This window comes from Rhodopila sp. (genome assembly GCF_965277825.1).
Lineage (GTDB): Bacteria > Pseudomonadota > Alphaproteobacteria > Acetobacterales > Acetobacteraceae > Rhodopila.
In genome coordinates, this window is sequence record NZ_OZ255846.1 from 3,955,040 (window position 1) to 3,971,192 (window position 16,153).

The window sequence follows — 16,153 nt, forward strand, 5'->3', positions numbered from 1 at the left end:
AGCATGAGCAACGTCGCCGTCATCGGGGCCGGGCTGATCGGTCGGGCCTGGTCCATCGTGTTCGCCAGGGCCGGGTTCACTGTCGCGCTGTGGGACCAGTTCCCGCTGCAGACCACGCAGGCGCTGGCCTTCATCGCCGATCGACTGCCGGAACTGCGCACCGCCGGCCTGCTGGCTGAAGCGCCCGATGCGGTGCTGGCGCGGGTCCGGCCGATGCAGTCGCTTTGGGAATCGGTGCGCGACGCCGAGTACATCCAGGAATGCGGCCCCGAACGGACGGAGGTGAAAACCGCCGTGTTCAGCGAACTGGAGCGCGCCGCCCGGCCTGACGCGGTGCTCGCGTCATCATCGTCGGGCATTCCGGCCAGCGAGTTCACCGCGCACCTGAAAACCCGCCAGCGCTGCCTGATCGCCCATCCGGTGAACCCGCCCTACTTGGTGCCGCTGGTCGAGATCTGTCCGGCGCCGTGGACCGATCCGGCGGTCACCGAACGAACGCGACAGATCATGCTCGCCGCCGGCCAGGTGCCGGCCACGCTGAAACGCGAGGTCGCCGGCTTCGCGCTGAACCGTTTGCAGGGCGCGCTGCTGGCCGAGGCGTTCCGCTTGCTGGCCGAGGACGTGGTTTCGCCCGCTGACCTGGATGCGCTGGTCAAGCACGGTCTGGGTCTGCGCTGGAGCTTCATGGGACCACTGGAAACCATCGATCTGAATGCGCCGGGCGGACTGGCCGATTACTGCCGCCGCTATGGACCGCTGTATGCCACGATGCAGCGCCAGATGCAGCCGATGGAGTGGGATGCGGCTCTGGTGGACCGCCTGCACGCGGCCCGGCGCACCGAGTTGCCGGCCAATATGCAACCGGTGCGCCAGGAATGGCGCGACCGCCGGTTGATGGCGCTGCTGGCGCACAAGGCGACCCAGCCGGATTGACCCGGGCCGGATTGACCCGGGCCGGATTGACCGGAGCCGAATTGACTCGGGCCGGACTGACCCGGGCCGGACTGACGGGGGCCGGAAATGACCCGGCCCGGATTTGACCCGCGCCGGCTTTGACCCGCGCCGGACTGACTTGCTTCGGCCAGTGGATCGTCTGTCGCGATCGGCTGGATCCGAGGACTGGGGACAAGAAAACGCATACATACGCATTCTTCTTATTGTTGCGTAACGTATTGACAACACCGCGCCGGATTATGTAAATAGCCGAGCGAAAGTGGTGATTTATGACCGGCTTCGATCGCTCGACACTGATGTCCGCGGCCGCGATGGCCGACCTGCAATCCGATCACTCGGATCCGTTGCATGCTCGGAAGCTGGCCGCGCTAGGTGAGCTGGCCTGCGGCATGACCCATGATTTTCGCAACATCCTGCAGACCGTGATGTCGACGCTGGAACTGCTGGAAAGCCGGTCGGACGATCCGGCCGAGGTGCGCCGCTTGACCGCCCAGGCGTTGCGGGCCAGTGAGCGCGGCATCGGGCTGACCCGGCGCCTGCTGCGGTTCTCTCGCCGCGACCCGACCGGCGCCAGGCCGGTGTGTCTGCTGGCATCGATGGAAAATATCACGGAAACCCTGGCCCGCACCGTAGAAACGCGGACCAATGTCCGGATCGCGCCGCCGGCCGGGGATCTGTGGCCGGTGATGATCGATCCCGACGAGTTCGAGCTGGCGTTGATCAATGTCGCCTTGAACGCGCGCGATGCGATGCCGAACGGTGGCCGGATCGAGCTCGCCGCCCGCAACGTGACGATCCCGCTGGTGGACCGCCGGGTCTCCGGGACGGCGGCCAAGGGGATGGCGAACGGACGTCGGAGCGCCGACCGGCGGGGGCCTCGGCTGCCGCTGCCAGGGGGCGACTACGTGGCAGTCAGCGTGGCCGACACCGGCATCGGCATGGATGCCGCGACGCTGGCCCGCGCGGTGGAGCGGTTTTTCACCACCAAGCCGGTCGGTCAGGGCACCGGCCTGGGCCTGGCCTCAGTACAGGACCTGGCCCGCCTGACGCGAGGGGCGTTGCGGCTGAAAAGCCAGCCCGGCCAAGGCACCGTGGTGGAGTTGTGGCTGCCGCGCGCGGACCCACCGGACCGCCCGCTGGAACCGGAACGGCTGCCCACCGCGAAGACGGCGCAGCGGGCGCTGACCTAGGTATGTTCGATTAAGTAACTTTCTACCGCTGCTCTTGCAGCGAATATTTTACGACGCGGATTTACACCGGCACCAGTGGGTTGCCTGCAATAGAGAACACGACAATGGCTTCAAGCGCTACACAGCCAGTGCACGGTGCCCAAGTCTTGGCTTGCGACGCCGTGGCTTCCGCCGTGACGGGCCTGGTGATGGCCGGCGCCGGCAGCGATCGGGTCGCCGGCGCCATGTCGCACCGCGCCGAAGCCGGTTCCCCGCCGGTCTGCCGCGAGGACGGTTTCTACTCAAGCGCCGATAGTTTCGGGCCTACGCTGACCGGCGGTGGCGCCAGCGAAACCCCCAGCGGTCCGGCAAACAATCGCCCGGCAGACGCAAGCCGCATCACCGCGTCATCGCTGGGTCGAGACGACATCTCGACTGCCGGCATCGCCGGCCCCGGTCATGCAACATTCAGCTTCGTCAGGCTGGTCGCGGCGAGCCCAGCTGCTCGACCCGCTCAGTCGGGCGACCACTCGGAGTGGGAAGACATCGCCTTAGTGTAACCAAACCACTAATTCAGTTTGTTATCATCAACTTCAAAATCGCGCCTCGCAGATGCCCACGGAGTTATCCACCGAAAATGGGGATAACAAAAAGGTGTACTCATAAAACGTTATGAGACTGGCACATTGCGAACCAGTAAAGATGGCGTCCAGATGGGATTACGCCTCGGCCCGGCGCGGTGCAGGATGCGATCATCGGAGTCAACTTTTAGATGATTGGCGGAAACTTGACATTATTAGAGAGTTGTTTCGGCTTATGACGATCGCTGCCCCGCCTCCTCCGCGCCGCGGGACCCTGCGTCGCTGGAGCGTCTGATGCCTTGTTACACGCTGTTTTTCCTCGATTGGGATGACGCTACTGTCGGCAATATGGATATCGAATGCGAAGATGACGCAAGCGCGCTACTCGCCGCGGCCAGACATAAAGGCGATCACGCCGACGTCGAGGTCTTGTGCGGCAACAGGACCGTCGGTCGTCCGGTTTCGCGATAACCCCCCCCGATCGTTGACCCGTCCGCCGGAGACCGGGGCCAACGATCGCGGCATCGCCGGCGCCACCGCTTCAGTAGCCGCCACTTCAGCACCGCGGCTCCGAACAATCGTGGCTGGGTTTACGGGTGGGCTCGCAGCATCTGGTACGCCGCGATCATTTGTGGCACCTGCGGCGGCGCAACATCGGTCCGCAGCACTGACGCGGCGGCGGCGTTGTCGCCGGCCAGGGCAAGCGCCACGGCGAGGTCCTGCCGAGTACGCTTGGACGACTGCGGTCCCGCCGCCAGCGGCCGCAGGATCCCAAGCGCCTGCTGCGGATCGCCGGACACCGCCAGCGACAGGCCGAGATTGACGCTGGCGGCCATGCGGTCCGGATCCAGCGCCAAAGCGCGACGATAGGATTGCTGCGCGTCGCCATGCTGCCCCAGCAGATCCTTGGCGATGCCATGATCGATCAGCGCGGCGACATTGTGCGAGTCCCGATCGGTGACCCGCTGGAACAGTGCCGCGGCCGCCGCCGGGTCGGTCGTCAGCTTCAACCGTCCAAGACCAAGCTCAGCCTCGGTGCGGTGCGGCGCGACGGCCAGCACGCGGTCGAAGTTGCGCGCCGCCTCCGTCCGCTGGCCAAGCGCGGCCTGCGCATTGGCCGCGCGCAGCAACGCCGGAACGTTGCTCGGGTCGGTGGCGAGAATGCGTTGCGCGATGTGCAGCGCCGTCTCCGGCGCTCCGCTGGCCAGCGCCGCATCGGCAATGTCCAGCCCCGGCGCCGAGGTCGAGAACGAAGGTCCCGGACCGGACGAGCAGGACGCGAATAACAGCAGTGAAAGCAGCACGACAGGACGCATTTTGCATACCTTTCAGTGGTGGATGAATGTCCGCGCCACGGTCAGCCCGGCCGGCCCGCCGACGACGATGAAAATACACGGCAGGATGAACAGGATCATCGGCACCGTCAGCAGCACCGGCAGCCGCGCCGCCTGGGCTTCGAACCGCATCAGCATCTCGTAGCGCATCTCGGTCGCCAGGGTGCGCAGCGCCTGGCTCAGCGGCGTGCCGTACTGCATGGTCTGGATCAGCGTGGCACCCAGCCGGCGCAGCGTCTCCAGCCCGGTGCGCGTGCCCATGTTGGTCAGCGCGCTGCGACGATCGGCCAGCACGCGCAACTCGCCGCAGGTCAGCTTCAGCTCCGCGCCGATCGCCGGATGCGCCGGGGCGATCTCACCGGCGACGCGATCGAGGCTCATCTCCAGGCCCAGTCCGGCCTCGCTACAGATCACCAGCATGTCCAGCGCATCGGGCAGGCCGCGACCCACCGCGACCAGGTATCTCGCCCGCCGGCGTCGGACGATGAAATCCGGCAGCAACAGCCCGACGATGGCGCCCCCGCCGATCAGCATCATCCGCACCGCGGGCGCCACCGCGCCGGCGGGCAGCAACAGATAGACCGCGATCGGCAGCACCAGACACAGCAGCAGCTTGGCGCCGATGAACAGCCCCAGCACGTTGTATTGCCGCATGCCGGCGGAAACCAGGGTCTGCTCCAGCTCCGCCAGTGTCGAGGCCGGCAGCAGGCCGCTGCGCGACAGCAGCCCGCCAAGCCCGGCGACCAGCCGGAACGCCAGGCCGCCCTGGGCTTCCGACCGGTGCTGCGCCGAAGTGTCGGCGCTCTGGCGCACCGCGGTAATGCGGCGCTCGCACAGCTCCTGGCGCGCCAGGCCACGCAGCATCCACCAGCCGGCGCCGGCCATGCCGAAGCTGAGACCGCCGAACACGAGAAGCAAATGCGGCATCATGTCAGGCTCTTGCGGATCATGCTGCGCATGATGAAGCCGCCGACGGACAGCAGCGCGATCGCGGTCAGCAGCAGGTTGCGCCCGGTCGGGTCGGTGAACAGCACGCCGATATAGCTGGGGTTGGTCAGCACCAGCAGGATCCCGGTCACCACCGGCAACGCGCCCAGGATGTAGGAGCTCATGCGCGCCTCGGCCGCCAGCGCATGCCCACGCAGCCGCGCCGCCAGCCGCTTGCGGATGGTGTCGGCCAGGTTCTCCAGCGTCTCGGCCAGGCCGCCGCCGGTCTGGCTTTGCAGCGACAGCGCGGTGGCGAAGAAACGATATTCCGGCAGCCGGTTGCGTTCGGCCATCTCGCGCAGCGCGTCCTCCAGCGACACGCCGATCGAGGTCTGCGCCACCAGCCCGACGAACTCGGCGGCGGTGGGTTCGGGGCTTTCGCGCGCCACCACCTTCAGCGCCTCGACCATCGGCAGTCCGACCCGCACCGCGCGCACGATCATCGCCAACGCGTCGGGAAACTGCTTGAACAAAGTGCTGACGTGGCGATCCTCGCACCAGCCGTAGAACGCGCGACAGATCAGCGTCCACGCCCCCGGCAACGCCAGCCATCCCGCCGTGCCGAGGAATTCGACGACGATGCGGGCAAACAGCGCCGCCGGCGGCACCGCGGCCAGCAGCACGACGATCAGTTTCACCGGGTAGATCGCCCGATGCGAGGGGTCGTAGCGCAGCAATTTCGCCCCCCGGCTGGCCAGGCTGGCGCCCTGACGCTGCAGCCCCAGCCGATGGCCGCGCTGCGTGCCATCCGAACGCGACAGCCGGTGGGCGCTGGCGATGCCCTCGATGCGCTGGCTGCGCTGGCGCGCCAGCCGGTGGTCGCGCGCCAGCAGCAGATAGCTCATGAACAGGCCGACCAGGCAGACCGAGGCGCCGGCCATCAGGTAGGCCAGGGTTGGGTTCATCCGCCGACCGCCTCTTCCAGCGCGGCGGTCCAGGCCCGCTCCAACTGGAAGTAGCCCAGCCGTTCGTGAAAGCTCGGCCGAGCACGATTGACCTTGTAGCGGGTGATCAGTTCGCCGTTCGAGTCCTCGCCGTTGATCTCCAGGCGGAAGATGTCGTTCAGCGTGACGATCTCGCCTTCCATGCCCAGCACGTCGGTCAACTGGGTCAGCCGGCGCTTGCCGTCGCGCTGGCGTTCGACCTGCACGATCAGATCGACCGCGCCGACGATTTGCGCTCGGATGGCGCGTAGCGGCAGGCCCATGTTGCCCATCTGCACCATGTTCTCGATACGCGCCACCGCGTCGCGTGTGGTGTTGGCGTGCACCGTGGACATGCTGCCGTCGTGGCCGGTGTTCATCGCCTGCAGCATGTCGAACGCCTCGGCCGATCGCACCTAGCCGATGATGACGCGGTCGGGGCGCATGCGCAGCGCGTTGCGCACCAGGTCGCGCTGGGTGACCTCGCCCTTGCCCTCCAGGCTGGGCGGGCGGGTTTCGAGGCGCACGACGTGGGGCTGCTGCAGTTGCAGTTCGGCGGCGTCCTCGATGGTGACGACGCGTTCGCCGACGTCAATGGTGCGGCTGATGGCGTTCATCAGCGTGGTCTTGCCGGACCCGGTGCCGCCCGAGATGATGATGTTAAGCCGAGCGCGGCCGGCGATCTCGAGCACGCGGGCGACCTGGGGGGTGAGCGAGCCGCGCTCGATCAGTTGGGCAAAATCCATCCGCCGCTTGGCGAATTTGCGGATCGAGATATACGGGCCGTCGAGCGCCAGCGGCGTGAACACGATATTGACGCGTGACCCGTCGGCCAGCCGCGCGTCGCACATCGGGCTGCTCTCATCGACCCGGCGGCCGATCGAGGACGCGATGCGCTGGCAGATGTTACCGACATGCCCGGCATCGCGAAACCGCACATCCGACAGCGTGACCTTGCCGGCTCGTTCGACAAACACCCGGTCCGGCCCGTTGACCAGGATGTCCTGCACGCTGTCGTCGTCCACCAGCGGCTGCAGCGGGCCCAGGCCCAGCATGTCGTGCACCAGGTCGCTGGCCACCTGGCGCTGCTCGCGGCCGTTCAGTTGCACCCGCCGTTCAGTGGCGATTTCGGCCACCAGGCGCTCCATCTCCGGGGCCAGGCGGTCCGGCGGCAGGGCGGCCACGGCCGCCGGATCGATCCGCAACAGGCACAGATTGCGCAGCTCGGCGATCAGCGGCGTGGCACCGGCCCGGTTGCCCGACGGCGCCGCGGCGATCACAGCCGGCTCGCTCGCCAGGTTTATGGCCTCCTGGCGCAGCCGGCCGAAGCTTGGCATCCCAACGCTTGTCGTCATCTGGCGGCGCCGCGGCGAAATGGCCAGCCGAACCGCCTGGTCGGAGCATCGGTCGCGCCGCTGGCCGCAACCTCGGCCGCCAGGTCGCGGATCGCGGCGCGGAAGCCGCTGCGCGAGGCCGCCGCCGGCGTGCCCATGGTGGCGGCGGCGTTGACCACGCGCGGCAGATGCGGGATCACCACGTCGATCTTGTGCTGCAGCGCCTGCTCGACCTGATGGCGGGTCATCGTGCCGGGCGCGCCCAGGTGGTTCAGCACGATCAGCGACCGCCGCGTCTGCTGCGTCCCGGTAGGCAGCGCCATGGCGCGCAGCACGTCGCGCACCGCCTGCAGGGTGGGCTGCATCACCAGCACCCGCTGACGCGCCATCTCGATCAGCTCGGCGTGCCAGGCCGACGGCGCCAGCGGGACATCGACCACCACGTAGTTGTAACGATGCCGCAGCTTCTGCAGCAGATGCTTGGCCGCACCCGGCGCGATCGCCGGGTGTTCGGTCAGCTTTTCCTCCGCCGCGATCACCGCGAGCCGGTCGCCGGCCGGTTCGGCGATGCGTTCCATGAACAGATCATCGACCCGCTTCGGCGTTTCCAGCGCCAGGCGCAAACCGCCGCCCGGCTTGGTGCCCAGCAGCATGGCGACGGAGCCGGTGTGCAGGTTGGCGTCCAGCACGGCGGTGTGACGGCGCACCTCGTTGGCCAGATACCACGCCAGGTTGGCCGCCAGCGTGGTCGCTCCGGCGCCGCCGCAGACCCCGGTCAACGCCAGGATCCGCCCGCCCAGCGCACTCGCCGGGGCGATGCTGGCAGGGGCGACCTGCGGCCCGAAATGCTGCGCCACCACCTCGGCGTTCAGCGGCTTGTACAGATACTCCGCGACGCCGAGATTGCGGGTCAACTGGCGATACAGATCGACGTCCTGGCGCTCCCCGATGACCAGCACGCGGACATCGGGCTCAACCACCTCGGACAGCGCCGACAGGGTGGACATCGGCTGCTCGTCGCCGCTGATATCGACCAGCAGCACGCGCGGGCTGGGCAGCTTCTTCATCGCCCCGATCGCGGTGCGGCTGCTGCCGCGATGGATGATGACCTCCTCGGGTCCGACGGCGAGCAGACCCAGGCGCAGCACCGCCTCGCTGTCGGCGTCGGTGACGAAAGCCAGGATCTGGATGCGTCCGCTGCGGCCGGAAACGGCGGCAGTCGGGGCCGCGACCTGGGTGGCGAGATCGTCCGACATCACGAACCGCCGCCCGACGGGCTGCCGGTGGACTGCACATGCAGGTCGCTGAGGCCGGTATCGGGCAACGGCTTGACATGGTTGGTGCGCAACCGCTGCACCGCCAGCGCCGCCATGCCGCCATCGGACCCGCCGACCGGTTGGCGGCCGTGCACCAGATCCTCCGGATTGACCACCTGGGCGGCGATATTCCTTTCGTTCGCCCCGGTGGGATTCCAATCGTTGGTGTTCAGCAGCGGATCGGTGGCGGCGCATCCCGCGCCCGCGGCGCCCAGGCCGATCGCGATCATGATGGGGATCAGCGGTTTCATTGCACGATAAATCCGGCGTCGCCGCTGATCTGGGTGGCCCCGGATGCTGGCGGGGTGCCGTTCTGGCGCAGCAGCAGGATGCGTTCCAGATCGTTCGGCGGGGTCCAGCCATCCGACGGCTCATGCAGCGCCGCCGCCTGGTTGACCGGGTGGACGATGAACGGCGTCACGATGATCACGATTTCCGACTCCTGGCGTTTGAAACTGTCGGAGCGAAACAGCGCCCCAATGCCTGGGATCTCGCCCAGGAACGGCACGCCGTTGCTGGTGTGGGTAACGTTGTCCGACAGCAGCCCGGCGATGGCGAAGCTCTGCCCGCTGCCCATCTCGACCGTGGTGTCGGCGCGGCGCACCTGCAGCGCTGGAATGACGATTCCGTTGTTGCCGGCGGTAAGCTGCACCGCGCCCTGGTCGGTCAACTGACTGATCTCGGGGCGGACATGCATGTTGATGCGCTCGCCCGACATCACCGTCGGCACGAACGCCAGCGAGATGCCATACTGCTTGAAGTCGACGGTGATGGTGTTCTGTTCCTGCGCGATCGGGACCGGGAACTCGCCGCCGACCAGGAAGCTGGCGGGCTCGCCGCTCATCGTCGTCAGGTTGGGTTCGGCCAGGATGTGGACCAGTTGATCTTGCGCCAGGGCATCGACGATAGCCTCCACGCTGGTCTTGCGGAACGCCAGCGCTCCCACCGCCGGCGGCAGCGACCCGCTGGTCAGATCGGCCAGCGGAAACGCGGTGGCGATGCCAATCTCGGCGGTGTTGCCGATCCGCCCCGCCAGGTTCTGCCAATTCAGCCCGAGATCGCGGGTCAGCGTGCGCGACATCTCCACAATCCGCACCCGCAGCAACACCTGGATCGGTTCGGAGACCTGCAGCCGGTTGGCGACCAACTGCTTGTCAGGCAGCAGGGACTGAGCCGCAGCGGCGGCACGTTCCGCCTCCGCCGGGGTGGCGACCCGGCCGCTGATCTCGACCCCATCGACACCCGCGCGGGTGCGCACCCCATCGCCCCCCAGCGCTCGGTTGATCGCCGAACCGGCGAGCGTCGCGTTGGCCGAAGACGGCACCACCATCAGGTCATAGACGCCGACCGAATGGCCGGAATTGTCCATCGCGGCGATCGTGGTGTGCCCAACGGCGAGGCCAAAGACGAACAGGCTGGTGGCGCTGGCCGGCCGCGCCTCGGCCACCTTCGGATCGGCCACGAACAGGTTGGCCGCCGATCCGGCAAGCTGGATCACCCGCCCGGACCCGGCTTCGACGGTTATGCTGGTCGTCACCTTGCCGCCCGTGCGTGGCGCCATTTGGGCCGCCACGGGCAGGCTGAAAAGCAGGGCAGCCAACAGAACACCAGCCCATTTTGGGTGGTTCGACATCAGAAATGTACCTCCTTGCCGTCAGCCCCGCCGAGATAGAGATGCATGATTCCGGCGGTAGGATCGGTGCGTTGACCCGTCTTCAATGCGGCCGAGACGTCGCCGCCCCAGGTGATCGGCGCCCCCGCGGCGGCTTCGGTCTTGCCGGCGGTTTGCGCCGCGGTCTGGACGGTTGCGTTTTCGCGGGTTCCGTCCTGCGCGGGCGCATCGGCGGTATCGGCCGAAATCACCGACAGCGAGAGATGGCCCAGCCTGGTGGCGACAGCGACGCGTTCGGCGTTCTCGGGCGAGACTTCCAGTGTGACAGTGCGCGATTGCGGCACCGAGACGTTGGGCGCGTTGGACGCGGTGGCGCCCTGCATCAATTCCTGGTCGATGGCGATGACGCGGACGTTGTGCAGCACGGTCTCCCCGGCGATGCGCCGGCCCAGCGGCGCCGTCGGGTCGTCCAGCGTCTGGGTCAGGATCAGATCGACATGATCGCCCGGCCAGATCAGCCCGGCGGTGCCGGACACCGCATCGACGCCGACGGTGGTGGCGCGCAGCCCCGGCCCGAGCACCGCGGCGAGGAAGCCGCGTTCACCGGCGCGCATCACCTGGCTCGGCAATACCACGTCGCCGGCCGCCACGGTGCGGCGCACCATCGCGCCCAGCAGTTCGGCGCGGGCCGCCGGTGTATCGGGGCGCGCGCCGTCCGGGACGGCGGATTGGGCGAGGTTGGCGGTGGTCAGGTCGTCGGGTTTGAGCAGCGCGCCTGGGCGCAGGGTGTGGGCGGCGGCGAGCACGCGCACGGTCGCCGTCGGCGTGGGGCCGCCCGCGACGGCTGTCTTTGCGCCCGGGTGAGTGCTGATCCAGGCGACGGCGCCGAACCCGGCAAGACCGGCGGCCATCAGGACGAACAAGGCGATTCTGAGCAGCATGGGATCAGCCTTTGGCCAGCATCAGCAGCGCCGCGGCGCTGATCGCCGTTGCGTAAGGAAGCGAGGTTCGCCGGCGGATACGCCGGCATTCGACGATCAGCACGCGGCGCAGTAACGAGGCGGAATGGCGCAGGTGCGGTGCGGGGATAATCCGTTCGAGCAGCAGATACAGCAGCGCGAGGATGCCGCCGGCGAGGGAAACCGCCAGGATGAAGCTGGGAACCAGGGTCGGCGGCACCAGGATGGCGGTGGCGCCTAGCAGCTTGACGTCGCCGCCGCCAATCCAGCCGCGGCGCCAGCAGAATGCCGCCAATACGAACACCGCCAGGCCGCAGCTCAGGCCGGTGAGAAGATGATGATCGAGCAGCCGCAACAGGATGCCGTCGGCGGCCAGCATCGCCGATAGCCAATCGGGGATAGTGCGGAAGCCGATGTCGTGCAGGCTTGCGACCGCTAGCGCGGCCGCCGCCAGAAGTATCAGCGGATTGGCCGATGCCAGCATCAACGGACGACGCCGCACAAGGCGATAGGGGCTGTGCCGCGCTGCGAAACAGCCCCTAATGCCGCTATTGGACTTTGCCTGCCGCGGTGGTCATTGCGGTGCCAAGCTTGGTGAAGGTGCTTCCGACTTGAGTGCCCACCGTCGTCACGGCAGTAATGATTACGCCGGCGATCAGCGCGGCGATCAGCCCATACTCCAGCGCGGTGACAGCCCGCCGGTCGGTCTTCAAGGTAAGCCAAGTCTTCAGGTAAGCGTACATAGGTGATATCCTTTACAAGCGCGGTTTGCGCCTTTCGCCGAAAGCCGCTCGCTCCGCGCTTCGGGAAGAGATGCACTCGGATGGACATCGTCGGCGGCCTCTCCCTGGCTTGAAGTCAAACCAATCTCGCGGGATGCGAAACGGTCAAAGTAAAGCGCCCTACGACAAGGCGGCCCGAGCATGCGCAGCAAAAGTTAACGAATCGCTTACACCGATCAATTTTTTGTGGAGATCGAGGGCCGGAATACCTTGATCGCCCGCGCCTCGTCCGACATCAACACAACGAAACGATCCGGCTGCGGACTGCGCGCAGCGAATTGCGGCTGAGTGCTCAGCGCGATCGCGCTGCCGATCATGCCGCCGACCATGTCCCCAGATCGCCAGGCAGCCATGACCCTGCGGCGATAGGTCTCGCCCTCGACCGGCAGGCCCGAGTGGTAGCGCGCGACCGCGGCCGACCAGTCTCCGGTCTGGTTGTGCAGCGTGGTCAGGAAGCGCGCCGCATAATCGGCGTTGCTGTCGGGGTCAAACGCCTGCTGCAGGCTGGCAAAGGCGTTGGGGTGGAAAAACAGATCGACCTGGAAGCAGCCGACATCGATGGTCCTGACGCCGCGCGCCTGCAACATCTGAACGAAGGCCACGGCCTCTTCCCGAGTGGCGAAATAGCTGCCGCTGCCGTTGGCATTCACCGTCCACGGCCAAGGCGATACGCGGTTGGTCTGCCGGTCGAAGCGTCCGCTCTCCACCCGGCCGATGGCACCGACCAGGTCCGGCGGCAGCGCCCATTTGCGCTGCGCCGCGGCGGCGGCGGCAAGGCAGGCGGCGGCCGGCTCCATCGCCACGGCGGAGACCGGTGGCAGCGTGGCCCACAGCAGCAGCAGCGCCAGGACAATGAACCGGAACATCGCTGCAATGTGCCGGAGATTTGTTACTGCGGAGTAAATGCGCCCACACGTCGTCCCGAACCAAGCCTCGCTCGCCAGCGCCCTCCCCGAGTCGTTAATCGAGTTTTAACTACTTGCGGCGCATCGTTCGCCGATGAACCGGCCGCATCCGTTCCGTCTGAGTTGCGATCGTCGCGGCGTCGCGGCGGTTGAATTCGCACTGGTGTGCATGCCGTTCAGCCTGTTTCTTTTTGCAGTTTTGGCCGTCGGACTGAATTTCTACCTGCAGCAGGCGCTCGACTACGCCACCCAGGCGGCGGCGCGCCAGGTGCAGCTTGGCCTGGTGCCGGCCGCCTACACGCAGGCGGATTTTATTACAAAAGTGTTCTGCCCGAGCTTCGGCCAGTTCCAAGTCTGCGGCAACCTGTTCGTCGATCTGCGGCCGGTCGAGGAATATCAGCACCTGACCAACCCCGGCGTGCCGGACGCGCCCGACAGCACTGCCACCGTCGGCTTCGTGTTCTGCCCCGGCCAGCCCGGCCAACTCATGTATATGCACGTCGTCTACATCCCGCCATCGCTCGGTGCGCTGTTCGGCCTGACCCCGACAGACAGTGCCTTGATCGGCAACGCGTCATTCGCCAACGAGAACCCGGGTGGCTTCGCCGTGCCGCCGGCCGGCGGGTGCTGAAATGGGCAAGAACTGCAAGCGCGACGGCGTCGCCGGACTCGAATTTGCATTGATATCGCCGGTGTTGCTGATTTTGTTTCTTGGCACCATCGACATCTCGAACGCGCTGCTGACAGCGCGGCGGATGACGCTGGCCGCTGGGTCGGTAGCCGAGATCGCCAGCACCTCATCGGTGCAGTCGCAAGCGCTGAACAAGCTGACCGACGCGCAGGCCTGGCAAGCCACCACGGCTGCGTTCGCACTGTTCCCGGGCTGGACCTACCCACCGGCGCAACAAACTTTCGCCATCACCATCTCAGGCGTCGATTTCACCGCCTCACCATCCGGTTGCACCGAAAACTGCAGCTACACCGCCAAGGTGAAGTGGAGCGTGGCCAATGACCTCGGCCAAGCGCAACTGCGCCCATGCGGAGCGCTGGCCGAGGCGCCGGACACCGACGCGCCGTCCTACCAGGCCCTGCCGGCGGGCAATTTCGGTCCGACATCGCTGTTCGTCGCCGACATCTCCTACACCTTCCGGCCGGCGTTCTTCGGCTTCGTGACCGGAGACATCCCGATGATGCAATCGGCCTACATCTCACCGCGGATCAACAACGACACCGTGCTGGTCGCCGCCGGAGGCGCCGGAGCCAGTAACAACTGCGAGCCGTCAAGCTGATGGCCGCGCTGGGCCTGGGCGGCCGGATACGCCGTGGCGGCAACGTGCTGCTGCTGGTCGCGCTGGCGGCGGTGCCGCTGACCGGAATGGTGGCGCTGGCAATCGATTTCGGCCTGGCCAGCAACGCCAAGGCCAGGCTCGACTTGGCCGCCGACTCGGCGGCGCTGCTGGCGACCACGGCGGCATCGAATGCCTGGAAAGCCGGCGATGCCGACGCGGTGCCGAAGGGGATCGCCGCCGCACAGGCCAGGTTCCAGTCGCAGCGCGGCTACCAGCCCGGCGTCGCCCTGGGTCCAGTTAACGTCGCGCTGACCCGCAACGGCGGCCTGTTCAATGCCAGCGTCAGCTACACCGCGCAGGCCGCCACCACCTTCGCGCGCGTGCTGGGCTTCACCGAGCTGCCGATCGGCGGCCAATCCAGTTCCAGCCTGTCGCTGAACCCCTATGTGGACATCCAGATCCTGATGGACGTGTCGTCATCCATGACGGTGGCGGCGACACCGGAAGACATCACTCGGATGAAGGCGCTGACCAATAATTTCCACCCAACCGGCCCGCTGCCAGGGAATGTGGAGCCCGGCTGCGCCTTCGCCTGCCACTGGAGCACCACCAACGAAGACTATTATCAGTTGGCGATAGACAACAACGTCCAACTCCGCATCACCGTCTTGCAGCAGGCGGTAACTGGTCTGATCAACACGCTGATCGGGCAGGATGCTGCCAACGGCTTCCGGCTCGGGCTGTATACGTTCAGCCAGCCCGACGCCGCCAACAACGTGTTGCACACGATCAATCCGCTCAGTTACGATATCGCATCAGAGGCCCAATCGGTCGGCACGATCCTTCCGGATATCAACGACTGTTCCAGCAACTGTCCCGACACTTATTTCAGCGCTGCGATGACTCAACTGACCGCGCTGGACCAGGCGCAGCCGCAACAGGGCGTCCAGGCGCCGCAGCGCTTCCTGTTCGTGGTCAGCGACGGTGTCTATGACCAGTATGCATCCAACGGCGCACGTCAGATCGGCGCGTTTAAGCCGGCCGATTGCGCCGCCATCAAGGCGCTCGGGGTAAATATCCTGGTGCTCTATACGCCCTACACGCCGCTGCCGGACAATTCGTTCTACGTAGGCAACGTGCAGCCGATCTCGCCGCAGATCGTGCCGAACCTGCAGGCCTGCGCCTCGTCGCCGAACTACTTCTTCATTGCCAGCGATGCGAACGACATCAAGACGCAGATGCAGAACATGCTGCAACTCGTGGTGCGCTCGACCAGCCATCTGACCAACTGACCGACAACCCCGCGCTACAACCCAAACCCCTCCAACAATGCCAGCGTCCACGTCGGCTTGCGCGGACGCGCCGCGATAAACGCCCGCAGATCGGCCGGATGATCGATATCCAACCCGATCCCCGGCAGCCGCAGGACAACGGGCTCGATGCCATGCGCCCGCGCCACCATCAAATGCGGAAAGTAACTATCGTCGCCAAACCGCAACGGCACCGCGAACGGCGGATCGCACAGCACCGCGTTCGATCCCAGCTCGTCGTGCGCCGGCACGATGGTCAAACCCGGCCCCCAAGCGCGCGAAGCGACCACCGCGTCAACCTCGGCCGCCGTAACCCGCGGAATATCCCCCGGCAAGGTCAGCAGCGCGTCGTTCCCCTCGGCGCGAAGCATCCTGGCCATGCCGTTGACCGCCCCGGTATGCCCGTCGAGCGCACCCTCGCTGACCACCCGCGCGCCATACCGACCGGCCAGCCGAGCCGCCGCCGGATCGATCGTGTTGACCAGGATACCGGCCAGCCCGGTCGCACCGGCCAGCGCGACGAGCACATCCTCCAGCATCGTCGCCGCCAATACCGCCCGCTGCGACGCGCTCAGCAGCGACGCGGTGCGCTGCTTCGCCCCGGCGAACGGCTTGACCGGAACCGCTGCCCAAACCCGGGTCATCCGCCTACCCCAGTCATCGGGGCCCACCCCAGTCATCGGGGCCCACATCCGTCA

At 66.9% G+C, this 16,153-nt stretch carries 17 protein-coding genes and 1 pseudogene; 6 read left to right on the forward strand and 12 right to left on the reverse strand.

The genetic code is table 11. From position 1 onward, the window contains the following. The first annotated feature begins 3 nt into the window (after nt 1-3). From ACQY4T_RS19290 to ACQY4T_RS19300, 3 genes are all read left to right on the forward strand, one after another. Nucleotides 4-933: a 3-hydroxyacyl-CoA dehydrogenase gene (locus ACQY4T_RS19290; RefSeq protein ID WP_428534017.1), complete on the forward strand. Its 930-nt coding sequence runs from the start codon at nt 4-6 to the stop codon at nt 931-933. Between the two features lie 290 nt (nt 934-1,223). Beyond that, the gene (locus ACQY4T_RS19295; protein WP_428534019.1) at nt 1,224-2,144 is read left to right on the forward strand and encodes a sensor histidine kinase; all 921 of its coding nucleotides are present in this window, start codon (nt 1,224-1,226) and stop codon (nt 2,142-2,144) included. A 173-nt stretch (nt 2,145-2,317) separates the two neighbouring features. Continuing rightward, entirely contained in the window at nt 2,318-2,683 is a 366-nt protein-coding gene (locus ACQY4T_RS19300; RefSeq protein ID WP_428534021.1) for a hypothetical protein, read from the forward strand. Nucleotides 2,684-3,294: 611 nt separating this feature from the next. Here the strand turns inward: ACQY4T_RS19300 and ACQY4T_RS19305 are convergent. The 11 genes and pseudogenes from ACQY4T_RS19305 to ACQY4T_RS19355 form a co-directional block, all read right to left on the reverse strand. Next, nucleotides 3,295-4,020, reverse strand: coding sequence for a tetratricopeptide repeat protein (locus ACQY4T_RS19305; protein ID WP_428534023.1), 726 nt, complete (start codon nt 4,018-4,020; stop codon nt 3,295-3,297). A 12-nt stretch (nt 4,021-4,032) separates the two neighbouring features. Continuing rightward, nucleotides 4,033-4,968, reverse strand: coding sequence for a type II secretion system F family protein (locus ACQY4T_RS19310; protein ID WP_428534025.1), 936 nt, complete (start codon nt 4,966-4,968; stop codon nt 4,033-4,035). Beyond that, nucleotides 4,965-5,930: a type II secretion system F family protein gene (locus ACQY4T_RS19315; RefSeq protein ID WP_428534027.1), complete on the reverse strand. Its 966-nt coding sequence runs from the start codon at nt 5,928-5,930 to the stop codon at nt 4,965-4,967. The genes ACQY4T_RS19310 and ACQY4T_RS19315 overlap by 4 nt, the downstream gene beginning before the upstream one ends. Further along, nucleotides 5,927-7,303: pseudogene (locus ACQY4T_RS19320) on the reverse strand (CpaF family protein). Before ACQY4T_RS19320 ends, ACQY4T_RS19315 begins: the two are co-directional and overlap by 4 nt. Beyond that, nucleotides 7,300-8,538, reverse strand: coding sequence for an AAA family ATPase (locus ACQY4T_RS19325; protein ID WP_428534029.1), 1,239 nt, complete (start codon nt 8,536-8,538; stop codon nt 7,300-7,302). The pseudogene ACQY4T_RS19320 and the gene ACQY4T_RS19325 overlap by 4 nt, the downstream one beginning before the upstream one ends. Then, nucleotides 8,538-8,849 carry a hypothetical protein gene (locus tag ACQY4T_RS19330; protein ID WP_428534031.1) on the reverse strand — a complete coding sequence of 104 codons (312 nt, stop codon included), beginning with the start codon at nt 8,847-8,849 and terminating at the stop codon, nt 8,538-8,540. The genes ACQY4T_RS19325 and ACQY4T_RS19330 overlap by 1 nt, the downstream gene beginning before the upstream one ends. Next, a complete protein-coding gene (locus ACQY4T_RS19335) occupies nt 8,846-10,231 on the reverse strand; it encodes a type II and III secretion system protein family protein (protein ID WP_428534033.1) in 1,386 nt (461 codons plus the stop codon). The genes ACQY4T_RS19330 and ACQY4T_RS19335 overlap by 4 nt, the downstream gene beginning before the upstream one ends. Next, the gene (gene cpaB / locus ACQY4T_RS19340; RefSeq protein ID WP_428534035.1) at nt 10,231-11,151 is read right to left on the reverse strand and encodes a Flp pilus assembly protein CpaB; all 921 of its coding nucleotides are present in this window, start codon (nt 11,149-11,151) and stop codon (nt 10,231-10,233) included. The genes ACQY4T_RS19335 and cpaB overlap by 1 nt, the downstream gene beginning before the upstream one ends. A 4-nt stretch (nt 11,152-11,155) precedes the next feature. Continuing rightward, nucleotides 11,156-11,653, reverse strand: a complete 498-nt coding sequence (locus ACQY4T_RS19345) for an A24 family peptidase (RefSeq protein ID WP_428534037.1) — start codon at nt 11,651-11,653, stop codon at nt 11,156-11,158. 64 nt (nt 11,654-11,717) lie between these two features. After that, the gene (locus ACQY4T_RS19350) at nt 11,718-11,912 is read right to left on the reverse strand and encodes a Flp family type IVb pilin (protein ID WP_428534039.1); all 195 of its coding nucleotides are present in this window, start codon (nt 11,910-11,912) and stop codon (nt 11,718-11,720) included. A 215-nt stretch (nt 11,913-12,127) separates the two neighbouring features. Next, nucleotides 12,128-12,817, reverse strand: coding sequence for a transglycosylase SLT domain-containing protein (locus ACQY4T_RS19355; protein ID WP_428534041.1), 690 nt, complete (start codon nt 12,815-12,817; stop codon nt 12,128-12,130). Nucleotides 12,818-12,950: 133 nt separating this feature from the next. Here ACQY4T_RS19355 and ACQY4T_RS19360 point away from each other — a divergent pair, with 133 nt between their 5' ends. From ACQY4T_RS19360 to ACQY4T_RS19370, 3 genes are read left to right on the forward strand one after another with little or no spacing between them, the layout of a single operon-like run. Beyond that, nucleotides 12,951-13,487, forward strand: a complete 537-nt coding sequence (locus ACQY4T_RS19360) for a TadE/TadG family type IV pilus assembly protein (protein WP_428534043.1) — start codon at nt 12,951-12,953, stop codon at nt 13,485-13,487. Nucleotide 13,488: 1 nt separating this feature from the next. After that, nucleotides 13,489-14,145 carry a TadE/TadG family type IV pilus assembly protein gene (locus ACQY4T_RS19365; RefSeq protein WP_428534045.1) on the forward strand — a complete coding sequence of 219 codons (657 nt, stop codon included), beginning with the start codon at nt 13,489-13,491 and terminating at the stop codon, nt 14,143-14,145. After that, nucleotides 14,145-15,437, forward strand: a complete 1,293-nt coding sequence (locus ACQY4T_RS19370) for a pilus assembly protein TadG-related protein (RefSeq protein WP_428534047.1) — start codon at nt 14,145-14,147, stop codon at nt 15,435-15,437. The genes ACQY4T_RS19365 and ACQY4T_RS19370 overlap by 1 nt, the downstream gene beginning before the upstream one ends. Before the next feature lie 14 nt (nt 15,438-15,451). On the opposite strand, the gene cofC is transcribed toward ACQY4T_RS19370, so the two are convergent. Beyond that, the gene (gene cofC / locus ACQY4T_RS19375; RefSeq protein WP_428534049.1) at nt 15,452-16,135 is read right to left on the reverse strand and encodes a 2-phospho-L-lactate guanylyltransferase; all 684 of its coding nucleotides are present in this window, start codon (nt 16,133-16,135) and stop codon (nt 15,452-15,454) included. Nucleotides 16,136-16,153: the final 18 nt, after the last annotated feature.